General features: G+C 71.0%; 16 protein-coding genes. 5 read left to right on the top strand and 11 right to left on the bottom strand.

The genetic code is table 11. From position 1 onward, the window contains the following. Window positions 1–197: 197 nt before the first annotated feature. Window positions 198–365 (bottom strand): DUF1427 family protein, encoded by a 168-nt coding sequence (locus ABIC51_RS29025; RefSeq protein ID WP_021160826.1) that lies wholly within the window; start codon window positions 363–365, stop codon window positions 198–200. Between the two features lie 117 nt (window positions 366–482). Here ABIC51_RS29025 and ABIC51_RS29020 point away from each other — a divergent pair, with 117 nt between their 5' ends. Further along, window positions 483–1,406, top strand: a complete 924-nt coding sequence (locus ABIC51_RS29020) for a LysR family transcriptional regulator (protein ID WP_119338882.1) — start codon at window positions 483–485, stop codon at window positions 1,404–1,406. Between the two features lie 22 nt (window positions 1,407–1,428). On the opposite strand, the gene ABIC51_RS29015 is transcribed toward ABIC51_RS29020, so the two are convergent. Together ABIC51_RS29015 and ABIC51_RS29010 are read right to left on the bottom strand one after the other, a co-directional pair. After that, window positions 1,429–2,115, bottom strand: a complete 687-nt coding sequence (locus ABIC51_RS29015; RefSeq protein ID WP_027787769.1) for a hydrolase — start codon at window positions 2,113–2,115, stop codon at window positions 1,429–1,431. 8 nt (window positions 2,116–2,123) lie between these two features. Then, entirely contained in the window at window positions 2,124–2,399 is a 276-nt protein-coding gene (locus ABIC51_RS29010) for a hypothetical protein (protein ID WP_124546985.1), read from the bottom strand. On the opposite strand from ABIC51_RS29010, the gene ABIC51_RS29005 reads away from it, so the two are divergent. Genes ABIC51_RS29005 through ABIC51_RS28990 form a run of 4 tightly spaced genes read left to right on the top strand, consistent with a single transcriptional unit; the run spans window position 2,398 to window position 5,623 of the window. Further along, window positions 2,398–2,658 carry a DUF1427 family protein gene (locus tag ABIC51_RS29005; RefSeq protein WP_027787770.1) on the top strand — a complete coding sequence of 87 codons (261 nt, stop codon included), beginning with the start codon at window positions 2,398–2,400 and terminating at the stop codon, window positions 2,656–2,658. The two genes, ABIC51_RS29010 and ABIC51_RS29005, sit on opposite strands and share 2 nt — an antisense overlap. Window positions 2,659–2,668: 10 nt before the next feature. Then, complete coding sequence (locus ABIC51_RS29000) at window positions 2,669–4,249, top strand: cation:proton antiporter (RefSeq protein WP_027787771.1); 1,581 nt, start codon at window positions 2,669–2,671, stop codon at window positions 4,247–4,249. Window positions 4,250–4,295: 46 nt separating this feature from the next. After that, window positions 4,296–4,688, top strand: a complete 393-nt coding sequence (locus ABIC51_RS28995) for an OsmC family protein (RefSeq protein WP_021160831.1) — start codon at window positions 4,296–4,298, stop codon at window positions 4,686–4,688. Window positions 4,689–4,720: 32 nt separating this feature from the next. Next, the gene (locus ABIC51_RS28990) at window positions 4,721–5,623 is read left to right on the top strand and encodes a pirin family protein (protein WP_059695728.1); all 903 of its coding nucleotides are present in this window, start codon (window positions 4,721–4,723) and stop codon (window positions 5,621–5,623) included. A 69-nt stretch (window positions 5,624–5,692) separates the two neighbouring features. Here ABIC51_RS28990 and ABIC51_RS28985 read toward each other — a convergent pair whose 3' ends face one another. The 8 genes from ABIC51_RS28985 to bcsZ are packed head-to-tail and all read right to left on the bottom strand — an operon-like array spanning window position 5,693 to window position 18,078. Beyond that, complete coding sequence (locus ABIC51_RS28985; protein ID WP_027787773.1) at window positions 5,693–5,896, bottom strand: hypothetical protein; 204 nt, start codon at window positions 5,894–5,896, stop codon at window positions 5,693–5,695. Next, window positions 5,878–7,434, bottom strand: coding sequence for a cellulose biosynthesis protein BcsG (gene bcsG / locus ABIC51_RS28980; protein ID WP_060312201.1), 1,557 nt, complete (start codon window positions 7,432–7,434; stop codon window positions 5,878–5,880). The genes ABIC51_RS28985 and bcsG overlap by 19 nt, the downstream gene beginning before the upstream one ends. A 26-nt stretch (window positions 7,435–7,460) precedes the next feature. Beyond that, window positions 7,461–9,998, bottom strand: a complete 2,538-nt coding sequence (bcsA, locus tag ABIC51_RS28975) for a UDP-forming cellulose synthase catalytic subunit (protein ID WP_175854057.1) — start codon at window positions 9,996–9,998, stop codon at window positions 7,461–7,463. After that, window positions 9,995–10,771 (bottom strand): cellulose biosynthesis protein BcsQ, encoded by a 777-nt coding sequence (gene bcsQ / locus ABIC51_RS28970; protein WP_027787776.1) that lies wholly within the window; start codon window positions 10,769–10,771, stop codon window positions 9,995–9,997. The genes bcsA and bcsQ overlap by 4 nt, the downstream gene beginning before the upstream one ends. Next, a complete protein-coding gene (locus ABIC51_RS28965) occupies window positions 10,768–11,001 on the bottom strand; it encodes a hypothetical protein (RefSeq protein ID WP_027787777.1) in 234 nt (77 codons plus the stop codon). The genes bcsQ and ABIC51_RS28965 overlap by 4 nt, the downstream gene beginning before the upstream one ends. Beyond that, window positions 10,998–12,977 (bottom strand): cellulose biosynthesis protein BcsE, encoded by a 1,980-nt coding sequence (gene bcsE / locus ABIC51_RS28960; protein WP_175854059.1) that lies wholly within the window; start codon window positions 12,975–12,977, stop codon window positions 10,998–11,000. The genes ABIC51_RS28965 and bcsE overlap by 4 nt, the downstream gene beginning before the upstream one ends. Window positions 12,978–12,988: 11 nt before the next feature. Beyond that, complete coding sequence (locus ABIC51_RS28955; protein WP_175854061.1) at window positions 12,989–16,870, bottom strand: cellulose synthase subunit BcsC-related outer membrane protein; 3,882 nt, start codon at window positions 16,868–16,870, stop codon at window positions 12,989–12,991. Continuing rightward, on the bottom strand, window positions 16,855–18,078 hold the full coding sequence (gene bcsZ / locus ABIC51_RS28950; protein ID WP_175854063.1) for a cellulose synthase complex periplasmic endoglucanase BcsZ: 1,224 nt from the start codon (window positions 18,076–18,078) through the stop codon (window positions 16,855–16,857). The genes ABIC51_RS28955 and bcsZ overlap by 16 nt, the downstream gene beginning before the upstream one ends. Window positions 18,079–18,080 lie beyond the last annotated feature (2 nt).

The raw sequence follows: 18,080 nt of genomic DNA, 5'->3' as shown, positions 1-18,080 counted from the left end.
CGAGATCGACGACCTTCGTCGCGCGGCCCGCGAGCGGCATCACGTCCGCGTCGTGGCCGACCGCGACGAAGCGGCCGTCCTTGATTGCGACGGCGGTCGCGACGGGGTTCGCGCGGTCGAGGGTCGTGAACCTTCCGTTGTGAAGGATCAGATCCGGTTGAGTGGCGGGTGCGTTCATCAATGTGTCCTCGATCCAGTCAGAAACCGAGCCAGTGACGGACCGGTGCGACGGCCGCGACGCCGGCCAGCATGCCGGCCAGCCCGACCAGGGCAATCAGCGGCGGTGCGGGCGAGCGCACCTTGACCACGCTGTACATGACGCCGACCAGCATGCCGGCACCCAATGAAACGACATACGATTCCATACGCTCCTCACGACTGGATTAGAATGACCCGCATTTCCGCCCGCACGGGCGCCATGCGCACGCGGCGCGATCCGCTGCCGCCCCACCCGCTTCGCTTGCCCGCCACGCCTTCCAGCCATGCAACATCTTCCCGATCTCGAAGCCTGGGCCATCTTCGCGCGCGTCGCCGAGACCGGTTCGTTCGCCAAGGCCGCCGACCTGCTCGGCGTATCGCAACCGACCGTGTCGAAAGCGATCGCCCGCCTGGAAAAGCGCCTCGGCGCGATGCTGCTGTACCGCACGTCGCGCAAGCTGTCGCTCACGCCGACCGGCGAGCTGCTGCGCGATCGCGCGATCCGGCTGCTCGCCGATGCCGAGCTGATCGAAGGCGAAGCCTCCGCGCATGCGCTCGAACCGCACGGCCTCGTGCGCGTGAACGCGCCAATGTCCTACGGCCTGTGCAATCTCGCGCCGCTGTTGCCCGCGTTTCTCGAGCGCTATCCGCGCGTCGACGTCGACCTCGTGCTGACCGACCACTTCGTCGACATCGTGTCCGGCGGCTTCGACGTCGCGATCCGGATCGCCGAACTGAACGATTCGTCGCTGCGTGCGCGCCGCCTGTGCGCGGTGCGCCGGCCGCTCGTCGCGTCGCCCGCGTATCTCGACCGGCACGGCCGGCCGACTCATCCGAACGAACTCGACCAGCACGTATGCCTGACCTACACGAACATTCCGACGCCCGAATACTGGCGCTTCCGCCACAAGACGTCGGGCGAGGAATTCGGCGTGCCGGTGCGCGGGCGCATTCGCGCGAACAACGCCGACGTGCTCTGCCCCGCGCTGATCGCCGGCCAGGGCCTTGCGCTGCAGCCGTCGTTCCTGGTGTGGAACGAGTTGCAAAGCGGCGCGCTCGAGGAAGTGATGCATGACTGGAAGATTCCCGATATCAACGTCAACCTCGTCACGCCGCCCGGCATGCTGCGCGCCGCGCGCGTGACGGCGTTGCTCGACTTTCTCGTCGAACACCTGTCGCACGCGCCGTGGGCGCTGCCGCCCGTCTGACCGGTCGGCAGCATGCGGCCGGTTACTTCGCCGGCACGGCCGGAATCGACTCGTGCGGCGTCGCGGTGCGCTGGGCAGCCTTGTGGACCATCGTGTACGCGTAGTCGACACCCATCCCGTACGCGCCCGAGTGTTCCTTCGCGATCGCCATCACAGCGTCGTAGGTGTCGCGGCGCGCCCAGTCGCGCTGCCATTCGAGCGCGACCTGCTGCCAGGTGACCGGCACGACGCCGGCCTGGATCATCCGCTGCATCGCGTAGTCGTGCGCGTCCTTCGACGTGCCGCCCGACGCGTCGGCCACCATGTAGATCTCGTAGTCGCCTTCGAGCATCGCGCAGAGCGCGAACGTCGTGTTGCAGACCTCCGTCCACAGGCCCGACACGACCACCTTCTTGCGGCCGTTCGCGGCCAGCGCGTCGCGCACCTTCTGGTCGTCCCACGAGTTCATCGACGTGCGTTCGAGCGTCTTCTGGTTCGGGAACACGTCGAGCAGTTCGGGGTAGGTGTAACCCGAGAAGCTGTCGCTTTCGACCGTCGTGATCGTGGTGGGGATGTTGAATGCCTTCGCGGCCTTGGCGAGCCCGACGACGTTGTTCTTCAGCGTCTGGCGATCGATCGACTGCACGCCGAACGCCATCTGCGGCTGCTGGTCGATGAAGATGATCTGGCTATTGTGGGGAGTGAGGACTTCAAGTTTGGCGTTGCTCATGGCGCGAATCATCCTTTGGTCTGGAAACGTTCAAGGCTTGCCTCGACCGGGATGGCGGAGGAGCCGGCTGTGCGTTGCCCCGGGTTGGCGTGTTCCGGTTGCAGCCATTTAATCGGAAAAGTCGCGGCTCGAACATCCAAGAAATGGAATCGATCGAATTCCGAAAGAGGGGGTCTCCGAGGGCTGTCCGCCCTTTTTTTCCGCACGTAAACCCGATACGCTTCCAGCACATTGAAGGCACCGCCTTCGCGCCCGATCAGCCTATCACGAGAGGTTTTCATCATGAAACCGTATTTTCTGTCGCTGTTCGCCGGCATCCTCGCCGGTGTCATCTACGGCGCGCTCGGCGTGAATTCGCCGGCGCCGCCGATCATCGCGCTCCTCGGCCTGCTCGGCATGCTGGCCGGCGAACAGATCCTGCCGCTCGCGCGCCGGATGCTGTCCGGCCACCGGCTCAATACCGCATGGCGCGACGCACAATGCAGCCAGCACATGTTCGGTACGCTGCCGGGCGGCGCCGCCAACGACCGCAAGCCGTCGTGACGCCAGGCTCATGACCAACGTCGAACTGTTTCATTACCTGCTGCTGTTGATCTGCGGCGCGGGCGCGCTCACGTGGCTCGCCGAACGCATCTCGATTCCGCCGGCCGTCGTGCTGCTGCTCGGCGGCTGCGTGGTCGCGGTCGCCGGCAAGCGTGTGCCCGACATGGACCCGGCGCTGCTGCTCGTGGCCGTGCTGCCGCCGCTGCTGATGTCGAGCGGGTTCTACACCGCGTGGAAGGAATTCCGGCAGGAGCTCGCATCGATCGCGTCGCTCGCACTCGGCGCGGTGGTGTTCACCACCGTCGCGGTCGCGCTCGCCGTGCATGCCGTGAACCCGGCGCTGCCGTGGGCCGCCTGCTTCACGCTCGGCGCGATCGTGTCGCCGCCCGACGCGGTTGCCGCGAAGGCCATCCTGCAGCGCCACCCGCTGCCCGCGCGGCTCGTCGCGGTGCTCGAAGGCGAGAGCCTCGTCAACGATGCGTCGGGTCTGCTGCTGTACCAGATGGCCGTGTCGGCCGCGCTGGCGGTATCGATCACGGCCGCCAGCGCCACCGGCCTGTTCTTCTCGCTGACGCTGATCGGCATCGCGGTCGGCCTCGCGTGCGGCCATGCGATGTGCTGGGTGCTGCCGCGCCTGCGCGACCCGATGCTCGGCATCGTCGTGACCTTCGCGATGGCGTGGGGCAGCTACGGGATCGCGGAAGCCGTCGACGGCTCGGGCGTGCTGTCGGTGGTGACCTGCGGCCTCGTGCTCGGCGTGCGCCAGCATCGCGTGTTCGACGCCGACATGCGGATCAAGGCGAAGGCGACCTGGGAAGCGATCGTGTTCGTGCTCGACGCGCTCGTGTTCATCCTGATCGGCCTCGCGCTGCACGCGATCCTCGCACGCGTGAACCACGAAGGCGCGGTGCTGATGGCCGGCCTGCGCGTCGCGCTGCCCGCCACCGCCGCCGCGATCGGCGCGCGCCTCGTGTGGGTGTTCGTCGCGATGTGGCTGCCGGGCCGCCTGCGCGCGCCGCGCGCGGGCCACGCTCCGTGGTCGTGGCGCGAAGCCGTCGTGCTCGGCTGGTCGGGCATGCGCGGTGTCGTGAGCCTCGCGGCCGCGATCGCACTGCCGGCCACCTTCCCCGGCCGCGACCTGATCCTGTTCAGCACGTTCCTGCTGATCATCGCGACGCTCGTCGTGCAGGGCGGCACGCTCGCGCCGCTGATCCGCGTACTGAAGCTGCGCCCGGCCGCGCGGCACACGATGTCCGAACATGCCGTGCGCGCGCACACGTTCGGCGCGGCGCTCGCCGAACTCGACGCGCTCGAACAGCGCGGGTCGAGCCTCGAACGCCCTTCGCTCGACCGCCTGCTCGCCGAATACCGGAACCGCGTGACCTTCAACGAACGCGCGCATCGTCATGGCACCGAACCGGCCAACGTGCGGGCGCGCATGCTGCGCGTCGAACTCGACCTCGTCGGCGTGTCGCGCCGTGCGCTGCTCGACCTGCATCGCGACGGCAAGGTCGACGACACGGTGCTGCACCGGATCGAATCGGAACTCGATTTCGAGGAGCTGCGCCTGCAGCGCCTGCTCGAACCCTGAAGCCCGGCCAAGCCGCCGCCTCCCCCTTTCTCCTTATGGAACTGCAATGAGCGAACTGTCCGTCGAAGCAAGCATCGGCGCCGTCGATTACCTCGTCCACTTCACCGACGGCGTCCACCAGTGGCGCGCCGACGAGCCCACGCCGCTCGGCGGCGGCGACACCGCGCCGACGCCCGTCGCGCTGCTGCTGTCGAGCCTCGGCGCATGCACCGCGATCACGCTGAAGATGTATGCGCAACGCAAGGGCTGGCCGCTCGCCGAAGTGCACGTGAAGCTCGCGCACGAATCGGGCAGCGCGGGCAGCACGATCGTGCGCCGCATCACGCTCGACGGCGACCTGTCCGGCGAACAGCGCGAACGCCTGCTGCAGATCGCGAACGCATGCCCGGTGCACAAGATCCTCTCGCATCCGATCACCATCGACACGGCGATCGCCTGACGCGCCCCGCACCGACCACGAGAATCCCCACCATGTCCGCCTCGATCAAGACCCTGCTCACGCCGCGCGAAAGCGACATCGGCAACCTCGTCGTGCGCCGCGTGCTGCCCGCGCGCGCCGCACGCCTCGTCGGCCCGTTCATCTTCTTCGACGAGATGGGGCCGGCCGTACTGCCGGCCGGCCGCGGCATCGACGTGCTGCCGCATCCGCACATCGGCCTCGCGACCGTCACCTACCTGTTCGACGGCTCGCTGATGCATCACGACAGCCTCGGCTTCCGGCAGAAGATCGTGCCGGGCGACGTGAACTGGATGACGGCCGGCCGCGGCATCGTGCATTCGGAGCGCTCGCCCGACGAAGACCGGCCGCGCGAGCAGCCGGTGCACGGGATCCAGACCTGGGTCGCGCTGCCGGTCGAGCATGAAGACACCACGCCCGCGTTCGTCCATCATCCGGCCGACACGCTACCGTCGTTCACGCGTGACGGCACGACCGTGCGCGTGATCGCGGGTACCGCGTTCGGGCTCGCGTCGCCGGTCGCCGTGTTCTCGCCGACGCTCTATGCGTATGCGGAATTCGCGGCAGGCGGCACGCTCGCGCTCGATGCCGAACATGAGGAACGCGGCGTGTACCTGGTCGACGGCGACCTCGCCATCGACGGCACGCCGCTCGCGCCCGCGACGATGGCCGTGCTCGAACCCGGCGCGACCGTGGCGCTCGCCAGCGCAAGCGGCGCACGCGTGATGCTGCTCGGCGGTGCGCACCTGCCGGGCGAGCGTTTCATCGAATGGAATTTCGTGTCGAGCACGCGCGCGAAGATCGACGCGGCCCGCGCCGCGTGGGCCGACCAGACCTTCGGCAAGGTGCCGGGCGAAGAAAACGAATGGACGCGCCAGCCGGAACGCAAGGCGCAACAGGCACAACAGGCCCAATAGGCCCAATAGGCAGGATCGCCCGCAGGCAACCGACGGCCGGCACGCATGCCGGCCGTCGTCCCGTCCGTGTTACGTCGACGGTTTCAATCCCATCAGCTTCGCCAGTGTCGGCCAGCGGTCGAGCGACTCGATGAACGCGCGGCGCGCCTGCTCGTCGACGTAACGCCCGGGATCGAGCGCGGGCAGATGCCGGGCGAGGCCGAGCACGTCGTTCGGTTGCGACAGGCGATCGTCGTCGCCGTCACCGTGCAGCATTACTGTTCGTCGATCCATACGCCATCCGGAGTTTTCACCGAGTAACCCTCGGCCGTCTGCATCGTCACCGTGCCCTCGTTCTCGCCGACCATCCGCGTACGCGGCAGGTCGGCCGCGTATTGCGCGAGCGTCGTGCCCGGCTTGAACGGGCTGTTCGACACGAGGTTCGACAGCAGTTGCGCGAGCGCGAGGAAGCTGGTCGGCTGGTCGATCACGGTCGTCGCGCCGTGATTGCCGGCAAAGCCGACGAGCCGCACGCCCACCGGCCCGTGCACGATGCGCGGCGTCGGGATCTCGCGCAGGCCCGCGACCTGGTACTTGTCGCCGCGCAGCGCGGCGCCGTGCTCGGGCACGAACACGATCACCGCACGGCGGCCCGATTGCGCGATCAGGTCGGCGAGGCGGTCGAAGTCGTTCATCATCTTCGTCACGCGCTGCGGATACGAGTCGATGCTCGTCAGCGAACTGCCGACGATCCGGTTGCCGTCGTGCAGGCTGATGGTGTTGTAGTACAGCGCGACCGGGCCTTGCACCGACGCGCGCTGCGCATACCAGTTCGCGAGCGTCGTGTAGTCGTCCTTGATCGCCGAGCCGTCGAACGCGTGCATCGCAACGGGCGCGGCTGCGTTCGAGATCATCGGCGCGTCGGCCACGCCGATGTTGTCGTGAATCACCTGCAGGAAATTGTCGAAGTGGCCGTCGTGGTTCAGCAGCGACTGCACCGAGTAACCGGCGCTCGCCAGTTGCGAGAACAGGTGGCACTGCTGCGGCGCGGGTTTGTACAGATCGGCGTGCGCTTCCTGCCCGCAGCTCGCGCGCAGCACGCGGATCGCCGCCGGGCCGCTGTAGCTCGCGGCCGTGCTGAAGTTCGAGAACAGGTAGTCGAAATGGCTCAGCATCGGATGGTTGCGCGCCTTCGCGGCATCGAGGTCGTCCCACGACAGCGAGCAGATGTGCAGCACGATCACGTCGAACTGTGTGGCCGGATCGCTGCCGAGGTGGCCGAACGCGACCTGTCGCTGCGACTCCTGCGTGCGGAACGTCGCGAGCGCGGCATTGTGGTCCTCGGGCTGGCCGGCGAGCGTCGTGCCCGCCGCGTTCGCCTGCTGCGGAAGCGGCGCGACGACACGCGCCATCAGCCCGCTGCCGGCCTGCCACAGCGGCATCACGACCAGCACGGCCAGCACGAAGGTCGCGACGCGCAGCCAGCGGTTGACGATGAAGTAGACGATCAGCACGCCGGCCACCGTCAGCACCAGCACGGGCGGCAGCAGGCGCGGCAGCAGCTCCATCCAGTAGTCGAGGCGGAACGTGCTGACTTCCCGCGCGGCCTCGGCGAGACGGGCAAGCGGCGGCGCATGCAGCTCGCGCGCGAGCAGCGGCACCGCGATCGCGATCGCGACGACCTGCCGGACGATGCGCCACGCACGCCGCCGGATCGGCGCGCTCATCGCGAGCGCCACCGCAAACGCGAGGTTCGCGAGCCAGAACGGCTGCAGGTGCCCGGTCGCGAACAGCGCGAACTTCAGGATGAAATACAGATTCCAGAACGTCATCTAACCCACTCCATGATGAGCGCGCGTCAGTCGCGCGCCCGATCGAGTTTCGGCGCCAGCATGGCCTGCAGGCCGCGCGCCGCACCCTTCCACATCCGTACATAGCCGTCCAGGCCGATGCGCAGCACTTCCTTCAGCCCGCGGAGCGGCGTGTCGACGCGCTGGCCTTCGTGCCAGTCGAGCCACGCGTCCGCGCGCCCGAACGTGCATTGCACGAGCTGGCGCCCCTGTTCGAGCGTCAGTTCCTCGAAGCTCACGCCGACATGGGTCGGCGTCACGCGGCTCACGCGCACCGGAAACGGGAACGGCCGGTCGCCGCGCGTCACGCACACCGTCAGCGTGTCGCCGACGGCGACCGGGAGCCCCGGCACCGCTTCGAGGCCCAGGCCGCCGGTCGAGTAGTCGCTCGTGAAGCATGCGGCCGTCGAGCCGTCGGCGAGCAGCAGCGTGGCCGGCACGCGCATCGCGATCCGGTGGGTGACGCGCACCTGCTTGGTCTCGCGCGCGACGGCGAGCGCGGCGCCGAGCATCGCGAGGTTGTACACGGTCCAGCCGAGCGTGATCAGGATCGTCGACGCCTCGTCGCCCTGGTCGGCCACGAGCCGCCAGATGCCGGCGAGGATCGCGAGCACGTTCAGCCCGAACAGCACGAGATACGGCTTCGACGTCGACCAGTCGACGTAGCCTTCGTCGATCTTGCCGCCCTTGTCGGTCACGTTGAACTTGCCGTGCTTCGGGCTGAAGAACGCGACGGTGGTCGGCAGCGCGATGTACCACGCGAGCACCGACTCGTAGACCTCGGCCCAGAACGAATGGCGGTAGCGCCCCTGCATCCGCGAGTTCGCGACGTTCGCGAGCACCAGGTACGGGATCACGTAGCTCGCGAGCGCGAGCGACGACGCGTTGATGAAGTACAGGTGGAAGAACAGGTACGCGAGCGGGATCGTCAGGAACACGAGCCGCGGAATCCCGTAGAAGAAGTGCAGCATCGCGTTGCCGTAGCAGATCCGCTGGATCAGGCCGAGCCCGCGCCCGAGGAACGGGTTGTCGATGCGGAAGATCTGCGCCATCCCGCGCGCCCAGCGCGTGCGCTGCTTCACGTGGCCCGCGAGGCTTTCGGTCGCGAGGCCGGCCGCCTGCACGGTCGGCAGGTACGCCGACGTATAGCCGCGCCGGTGCAGCTTGAGCGCCGTGTGCGCATCCTCGGTCACCGTCTCGACCGCGACGCCGCCCACCTCTTCCAGCGCGCTGCGCTTGAGCACCGCGCACGAGCCGCAGAAGAACGTCGCGTTCCACAGGTCGTTGCCCGACTGCACCAGGCCGTAGAACAGGTTGCCCTCGTTCGGGATCTCGCGGAACGTGCCGAGGTTGCGCTCGAACGGATCGGGCGAGAAGAAATGGTGCGGCGTCTGCACCAGCGCGCACTTCGGGTCGCGCAGGAACACGCCCATCGTCGTCTGCAGGAACGAGCGCGTCGGCACGTGATCGCAGTCGAAGATCGCGATGTATTCGCCGTGCGTCTTCGGCAGCGCGCGGTTGATGTTGCCGGCCTTCGCGTGGCGGTTGTCGTCGCGCGTCAGGTAGTCGATGCCGGCCTCGGCCGCGAACGCCGCGAACTCGGGGCGCCGGCCGTCGTCGAGCAGGTACACGCGCAGCTTCGCGCTCGGCCAGTCGATGCTCTGCGCGGCGAATACCGTCGGCTTCACGACCGACAGCGGCTCGTTGTAGGTCGGGATGTAGATGTCGACGGTCGGCCAGGTGTCGGGATCGTCGGGCAGCGGCACGATCGGCCGGTCGAGCGGCCACGCGGTCTGCACGAAGCCGAGCAGCAGGATCATCCACGTATAGGCTTCCGCGCCGTACAGCAGGTAGCCCGCGATGGCCTCGACGGGGCTGCGGAAATCGAGCGTCTGCGTGGTGCGCCACCACACGTAGCGCACCGTCGCGAGCAGCGCGAGCGACGCGAGCGCGAGCGTCGGCAGATGGCCCGGCAGGCGGCGCAGCATGAGCGCCAGCACCGCGACGATCGCGAAGAACGCGAACTGCGCGCCGGGCATCAGCGGCGACATCCCGGCCGCGGCCCACAGCAGTGCGCCGGCCACCAGCAGCAGCGGCGCGAGCCAGCGGCGCCGGCCGACGCCGTTCGCGCGCGCATCGAGCCAGCCGCCCCAGCGCACCCATGGCAGACGCTCGAGCAACGCGTTGATGCGCCGGCCGACCGCGCGCCCGGCCACGTAGACGGGCACGACGGTCTTGTCGAACCAGGCGAGCGGATCGCGCGCGGGGCGGCCGTCGGCCGCGCGCGGCGCCCGAACGATCGCGCGCCACAGCCATTCGCGCGGGCTGAGCGGCTGCAGCACGCCCCACTCCTGCGCGAGCCGCAGCGACGCGACACGCACCCAGCGGCGCACGTGATCGGGCCGGCCGGGCGGCGGGGCGTGGAAAAACAGCCGCACGAGCCAGTCGACCAGCGTGCGTTGCGCGGGCAAGCCGATGCCGCGCGCGATCCAGTCGGCCGTGCAGCGTCCGAACGCGCGCAGGCGCGGCGCGATGCGCGCGTTCATCGCGCCGCTCCGCGGCGAACGGCCGCGCGTGCCGCCAGCCAGGTATCGACCCAGTTCGCGACGCCGTTCAGGTCGTGCGACGCCTGCGAATACGGTGCGTCGTCGAAGATCCAGCTGCCGCGCGCGAGCGCTTCGGGCACGGCCGCATCGACGTGGATGCGCTGCTCGAGCATCGACGCCGGCCCCGCGACCGCACGCAGCATCGCGAGCGCGTCGCGCTGCATGTCGCGCGCCGGATTCAGCCGGTTCACGACGATGTGCAGTTCGCCGCCCGCCCCGAGCGCGTCGAGCCGCGCGGCCGTCGTCGCGCAGGCGGCCGGCTCGGGCGGCACGACGACGAGCGTCAGGTCCGCGCGGCGAATCGCCTGCTCGGCCTGCGTCGACGGATAACGCGCGGTGTCGATCAGCACGACGCCGTCGGCCGGCAACGCGATCTCGTCGAGCGCGCGCGACAGCCACGCCGGATCCGCCGCGAGCCGCGCATCGCATGCGGCCGCGCCGGCCGCGTCGACCTGCCCGTAAGGCACGAACAGCACGCCATCGGCGTTGCGCCACGTGTGCGCATGCCACGGCTCGGCGCCGCCGAGCACGCTCTGCGCGAGGCCGTGCTCGGCCAGCGTGTCGAGGCCGAGCGTCGCGCCCATCAGGTTCTGCGCGTCGAATTCGACGGCGACGACCGGCCTGCCGCGGCGCGCCAGCAGCACCGCGAGCGCGGCCGTGAGCGTCGTGCGGCCCGCGCCCCCGGTCGTCGACGTAATCGCGATCGTCTTCATCGGGCCGCCTCGCCGTGACGTTCGTCATGCTCGCCACGCTCGCGCCCGGCGTCGGGCAGCAGCCGCCCGCGCAGCGCGACCGGCACGAGTTCGCACGGCACCGCGTCACGCCGGTCGATCCCGCGCGGCGCATGAAAGCCGCGGCCGATGCCGAGATGCTGCGCGACGATCCACACGGGCACCGCGATCGCGATGCCGACGATGAATCCGATGACGAGTTCGGCGATCATGCGACCCCCTCCTTGCGCAGCGGCATCGCGCTGCGGATGGCGCTGCGCTTGCGCGCGGCGAGAATGACGGGTTCCGGCGCCGCAGCATCGGCGGCCGCGGCGGCCGGCGTCGCACCGATCGCCTCGAGCGCGACAATCGTATCGATCGCGTCGATCGCACCGCTCACTTCGCTCGCGTCGGGCAACGCGTCGCCCGGCCCGGTGCGCGCGAGCGGGGCGCGACTGGCGCCCGCCGGCTGCGCGGCCCCGAACAAATCGCTGTAGTCGGCGATCGGCGCACGCCGGTTCTCGGCCTTCAGCGCGTTGAGTTCGCTATCGATGCTGCCCTGCCCGAGACACACGACGCGGTCGGACAGCGTGTCGACCGGCACGTCGAAGATGCGCGCGAGCGCGTCCTCCGCGTCCGCCGGTTCGCACGCGAACAGGAACACGTACAGGTGCGCGGCATCGGCCGTCACGACGTCGCCCGCGCGGCGCGGGCGGCAATGCCGCAGCGCGTCGACGTGCGACACGCCGGGCAGCAGCGCGATCTTCGCGAGCGTGTGCGGCAGCGCGAGCACGGCGCCGCGATCGAGCACCGCGCGAATCCGCAGGCAGAACGCGCCGACCGGCAGATAACCGAGCACCGAATCGCCGAGCGCGGCCGCGAGCGCCGCACGATAGTCGGCCGCGACGGGCCGCGCATAGAGCTGGCCGCGCAGTGCGTGCACGGCCCCCTGCAGTCGCGATACCGGCAGGTCGCGTGCGATGACGCGGCTCGCGCCGACGCTCAGCACGAGCATCTCGAACTGCTGGCGCAGCACTTCGCCGCGCTCCACGACCGCGATCTTCAGCGCACCGCCGCACTGCCGGCGCAGCGTGTGCACGTCCGCGCACAGCGCTTCGAGCTGCGCATGCGAATGGAACGCGAGCACCGCGGTCGCGGCCTGGGCACGCGCGCAGGCGGCAACGACGGCCGCGTTGTCCTCGACGATTTCCCAGCCCTGCGGCGCGCGGTTCGTGCCGTCGAGCACCGCGCGGCTGACGACGACGCGATCCTCGTCGCTCGCGAGCTTCATCCGGTTCGCCGGCTCGGTCGCGCCGCCGTCGATGCTCGCCGACAGCCGGCCGCCCGGCGCGAAACGCAGCGGCCGTACCTCGCCGGCCGCGAGCGTATCGCCCGCGCGCCAGAAATCGACGATCCACAGCAGCTCGCCATGGGTGCGCTGCAACTGCGCGACGCCCGAGCAGATACCGTGGAAACCGCTGCGCGGCGTGCGATCCGCGTCGCGCACGAGCGGTGCATCGTCGGTGCGTGCCGCGTCGTCCGCGCGGCTCGCTTCGGGATCGAGCAGCAGCACGAGCGCGATCCGGCGCGTGCGGCACCAGTCGGCGAGTGCGTGCGCCTCGTCGGCGAGCGCGATCGGGTCGTCCCAGCTGAACCAGCGCTGCGCGCCCTCGACGAAATACAGCGAGCGTGCGCGAAAGCCGTAACGCTTCATCGCGCGCAGGCCGCCGGTCAGCCGCGCGAACGGGCCCGGTGCCGCGCGGCGCGGTGCGTCGGCCGTCGCGCCCGTGCCGGTGCCGGCGCCGTCACCGCCGGCCGGATCGGCCGCGGGCGCGGGCGGCATCGCGAGCACGTTCAGGTTGCGCGGCCAGCCGGCCGGATGCGCGCCGTCCGCGAAGCCGCGCGCCCGCATCTGCTCGGCAACGTGCGCCGCGTCGCGCGCGAGCACGATCGTCACGTCGCGCGTGCGCGCCTGCCGTGCGCTCTCCCACACGAGCGCATCGCAGGCCGGCGTACCGCCGGCCGCGTAGATCGCGTACAGGCCGCCGGCTTCCAGCTGTGTCCACGCGTCGGGCAAGCCGTCGATCGCGAGCCGGCTCACCGTGCCGGCGCGACCGCCGGCCGGCCCCGCGCCCAGCAGCGCACGCAGACGGCCCAGCAGGCCGGCGGCGCCGAGCGCGGGACGGGTGGCATCGATTTCCGTATTCACGGCGCGTTCCCCTAGTAATCCGAATAAAGCCGCACGGGTGTCGGCGTGACGAGCCAGCTGCGTTGCGCGCGTGCATCGAACGCATAGCGCAGGTACACGAGCGCCGAACTCGGCGCGTAGTCGTGCGACCGGTCGACGTGCAGCTGCGCGCCGACGCTCAGGTGCGGGTTCACGCGATACTCGACGATCCCGTTGACGCCGTACGAGAACGCCACGCCGCGCGTCGAGCTGCCCGCGTACACGAACCCGGCCGCCACCTGCGCGGCCCGCTGGTCCGAGAACGTCGGGTAATACAGCGAATCCTTCTCGTAGCTGTTCGAGATCCCGCCCGTGACGGTCAGGTCCCACGACAGCGCGTCGTGCCGCCCCGCCCATTCGATCGGCACGCCGAGCGACAGGTAGCGCTGCGGGCTGTAGTAACCGCCCTGCCCGTACGTGTAGTAGCGCAGGTTCTGCGCGTAGTGCCACGCGTTGCCGACGAGCCCGGTGCTGACCTTCATCGTCGCGCGCTCGTATACGGGCACCGTGAAGCCCGTGCGCAGCGTGACTTCCGCGTTGCGCTCGACGTTTCGGCCGGACAGCACGCCCGCGCCGAGTTCCGCGAACAGGTTCGTGCGGCCGACGTCGACCGACGCGCGCAGGTTCACGCCGTCGCGGCGCACGCCGCCCCAGACCGCGCCCGTCCACGGGTCGCGCATCCCCGCGTACGACAGCACGCTGCTCGTTTCCGGCCGCCGCGACGCGTTCACCGAGAAGCTGGCCGGGCCCGCGTCGAAGCGATAGCGCACACCGCCGACGAGGTAATGCACGGGAAAACCGAGCGGCGACGTGCCGAGATCGACGCGCCATGCGTCCGACAGATAGCCGGCGCCGAGCGCGACGCCCGTCGTCGACTGGTGCAGCGAACCCGGCGGATTCGCGATCGATGCGGGCGTCAGCGCGTTCCGCGCCCTGAGCGCCGCGAACGTGCCGAACGTCTTGAGCGAATACGCATTCGGGTTGCTCGTATCGAGCGTGCCCGGATCGAGATGCACGGTGTCGATCTGCGCGAACACGTGACCGTCGTAGCGGACCGGCATCTGCATGTAGATCGGCACCTGCTGCGCGCGATACGAAGAGATGCCTTCGTCGCCCGATTTGTACGCAGGCGTCCAGCCGGTCTCGATCTCGGGATTGCGCCGCTGCTCGAGATCCGCGAACGCGGCCTGCGCGGGCGTCAGGCCGTCACGGCCCGGGCTCACGCCCGTCGCGCGCTCCTGCGACTGCGACAACCGGTACAGCGACGCCGCGTCGTCATAGCGGCCCTGCGCCTCGGCCACGCGCCCGGCCGCGACCGTCACGTCGGCGCGCGCCGGATATGCGGCATGCAGCCGGTCGGTCACCTGCGCGGCTTCGTCCGCGCGGCGCAGCGCGTTCAGGCGGCGCACGGCCGACAGTTGCGTGTCGACGTCGTCGTCCGGCGTGCGCGCGAGCACCGCCTGCACGCGCGCCAGCGCGGCGGCACGGTTGCCGCTGTCCTCGTCGATGCGTGCCAGCGCGAGCTGCGTATCGGCATCGTCCGGCGTGCGCGCGACGACCGGCGCGAGCGCATCGCGCGCCGCGTCGTAACGGCCTTGCGCGCGTTCGAGATCGGCCCGTTCGAGCGCATGACGCTTGTCCGCGCGGCCGGCCGGGCTCGCACGATCGAGCAGCTTGCGCGCCTGCGCGTAGTCCTGCCGCGCGATCGCATCGTCGGTCTCCCGCAACACGAGCCGCAGCGACTGGTCCTCGATCCGCGCCGTCTGCGCGGGCGTCAGCGACGGTTCCCGGCGCAGCGTGTCGAGCCACGCGGCAAGCGCGTCGTCGCGCCCCGCGCCGCCGAGCAGGTCGCCATAGCGCAGCCGCACGTCCGTATCGGCTTCACGCGGGTGTGCGGCGATCCAGTCGTGCAACGGTGCGAGGCCGCGATCCGGTTCGCCCGCGTCGATCCACTGCGCGCCGATCGCGGCGAGCATGTCGGGATCGTCCGGCGCGCTCGCCTGGGCCTGCGCGAGCGACGCGGCGAACGCCGTGCGGTCGCCGCGCGCGAGCGCATCGCGTGCGTCGGCCAGCGCGCGTTGCGCATCGAGCTTGCGCGCGAGCGCGCGCATCCCGTCCGTACGATGCGCGTCGTCGACCGGTGCGAGCGTGGCCTGCGCGCCCGCCACGTCGTCGAGCGAATTGCGATACAGCGCGGTCGCGTAGCGCATCTCGGGCGTCGCGCCTTGCGCGAGCCCGTCGTCCATCACCGTGCGGCCGAGTTGCGGCAGCCCCATGTCGCGATAGAGGCGCGCGAGCGCGAAGCGCGTCCACGGCGCGTCGGGCGCCGCGCGCACGGCCGCCTCGTAGCGCTGCGCGGCGGGCCCGCGTTCGCCCTTGTCCGCCAGCGCGCGCGCCTGGTCCGCGAGCAGGTCGGCACGCAGGCCGTCGAGCGCGTGCTGGCCGTCGCGGCCCGTCACGCGGCCTTGCAGCGCGTCGAGCAGCGGGCCGATCCGGTCCGCGCGGCTGGTGTTCTGATACAGCGCGGCCGTATCGCGCACGGCCGCGAGGCTCGGCGAACGCGCGGCCAGCAGCTCGCGCAGCAACGGCTCCGCGCGCGCCCAGTCGCGCTGCGCGAGCAACGCATCGGCAAGCTGCAGCTTCGCGTCCGGACTGTCCGGCTGCATCGCGAGTGCCGCACGCGCTGCGCGCTCCGCGTCCTGCGGACGTCCCGCGGCCGCCGCCGCGCGGCCTTGCGCGAGCAGCCCCCAGAACTGCGCGGTGCGCGCGAGGCCCTGCCATTTGCCGCGCTGGTCGGTCGCGAGCGTCGCGGCGCGCGTGAACAGCGCGCGCGCCTCGTCGTGCCGCCCTTCGCGCAGGCGCAGCAGGCCGAGCCCGCCGATCGCGTCGGCGTCGTCCGCGCGTGCGCGCGCGGCGCGCGTCAGCAGCGGATCGGCGCCGGCCAGGTCGCCGCGCGCGAGCGCCTGCAGGCCGCGCTGCTGCGCGATGTAGTCGGGATTGCGCTCGAGCCGGCGCTGCGCGTCGCGCTGGCGATCCAGTGCCGCCGCGCGATCGACGAATTCGGTGTCGTCCGGCACGAGCACGAGGTACGCATGCAGCGCATCGAGATACGCGGGATCGCTGCCGGCCGACTGCAGCACGCGCCGCCACTGCGCCATTGCCTCCGTATGGTCGGCGTCCGCGCGCTTCGCGAGCGCCCACGCGAGCCGGTTCGCCTCCGGCCGCGTGTCGGCACGCTGGTTCAGGAGCCGCACGAGCGCCATCGCCGCGCTCGTGTCCTGCGGATCGGCCGCGACCGCGCGGCGCAGCGCGGCGATCGCCGGCTCGCGCCCGCCCGGCGCATTCGACACGATCTGGTAGTACTCGGCGCCGAGCGCGCCCTCCGGCGCACCGTTCGGAAACAGCGCGACGATCCGCCGTGCCGCCTCGTCGGCACGGCCGCTGCGCGCGAGCAGACGGATCTGCGCCATCTCGCCGCGCCCGCTCGTCGCGACGCGATATTCGTCGGCGACCCGCCGCGTGGCGGGCGCATTCGGCGACTGTGCCTGCAGGCGCGCGAGCGAGGCCTGCGCGCCTTTCGCGTCGCCGAGCCGCAGCAGCACGCGAACCTGTTCGGCCAGCAGCTCGGGATCGCCCGGCGCGATCAGCAGCCCCTTGCGCAGCGCGTCGCGCGCCAGGTCGTCGCGATGCTTGACGCCCCACATCCGCGCGGTTTCGAGCTGGCGCTGCGCATCGGCGGACGCGGCGGCCGCCGGCGTCGCGGAGGATGCCATCGTCGTGCCCGGCGCGGTGCCCGGCGCCGCCGCGCACACCGACGACGCGAGCCACGCGAATCCCGCGACGTGCGGCGCGGCGCGCTTCAGCGGGCGGCGCACGAGCGGCCTCCCCAGCGGGCGTCGAGCGTGCCGTCCGCGCCGAACCGGTAGCGTCCGTCGCGCCAGCCGAGCCCGAACAGCGTCAGCACGCTCGTGAAGTAACCGGGCGCCGACTGGCGCGCGAGCGTATCGACACGCGCCGCCTGCGCATCGGCGAGCGCGCGCTGGCCGCGCGCGTCGAGGAACGGCACGGCGGCCGCCGAAAACCCGCCGTTGCCGTCGTTCGGCCCCGCGACGCCCGTCGTCGTATCGACCTTCTCGGGCGGCGCGCCATGCGCGGCGATATGGTCGGCGAACGGCGCAAAGCGTGCGAGCAGCGGCGCGGCGAGCGGATCGGCGCGGTCGAGCATGCCGGCCCACAGGTACACGCGGATCGCGTTGTACGCGCTCTGCGCATGCGTGTCGCGATCGGGCCCGAAACCCGTGCCCGCGCGATACAGCGCCCAGTCGGGCGAAAAACCCTTCGGTGCCGTGTCGAGCAGCACGCGGCCGGTGCTGGCGGCGAGCGCGGCCCAGCGCCGGTCGTCGGGCAGGCGCGCGCCGAGCGCGCGGATCACCTGCGGCGGCGAATAGCTCGGGTTCAAACGCCACTGACCGTCGGCCAGCTTGAACCCCGTCGGCCCCGGCAGCAGCGTGAGGCCGAGGCCCGGCACGGTCGCGGTCTCGTCGTCGAGCACGCGCTTCGCGAGCAGCGCGCCGCGCGCCGTGTAGCTGCGCTCGTGCCACAGCCGTCCGGCCTCGACGAGTGCATACGCGATCCACAGGTCGGCGTCCGACGCCGCGTTCGCGTCGAGCACGCGCCACGCGCCGTCGGGCGCACGGCCCCACAGCCACGCCGGCAGGTGCGCGCTCAGGTCGCCCTGCGCGAGATTGTTCTCGGTCCATGCGAGGATCGTGTCGAACATGCGCCGGTCGTTCGCGACCAGCGCGAAGAAGAGTCCATACGCCTGCCCCTCCGACACCGTGCGTGAATCGGCCGAGCCGACGTCGATCACGCGGCCGTCGGCCGAGATGAAATCGCGCTTGAACGCGTCCCAGCGCGGCCACGCCGCGCCGCATCCCGCATCGGCCGCGCCAGCCGCACCCGCGGCGTGCGCGCGCGAGGCCATGCCGGCTCCCGCGCACGTCATCGCCACCGCCAGCGCGAGTGCCGCGCCGACGCGCCGCGCCGGCCGCGTTGCCCGTCGCTTCGCCATAACCCGCGCCATCC

Source organism: Burkholderia sp. 572 (assembly GCF_040545135.1).
Classification (GTDB): Bacteria; Pseudomonadota; Gammaproteobacteria; order Burkholderiales; family Burkholderiaceae; genus Burkholderia; species Burkholderia cepacia.
The sequence above is the reverse complement of the archived record's forward strand: the minus strand, read 5'-3'. Positions and strand labels throughout refer to the sequence as shown.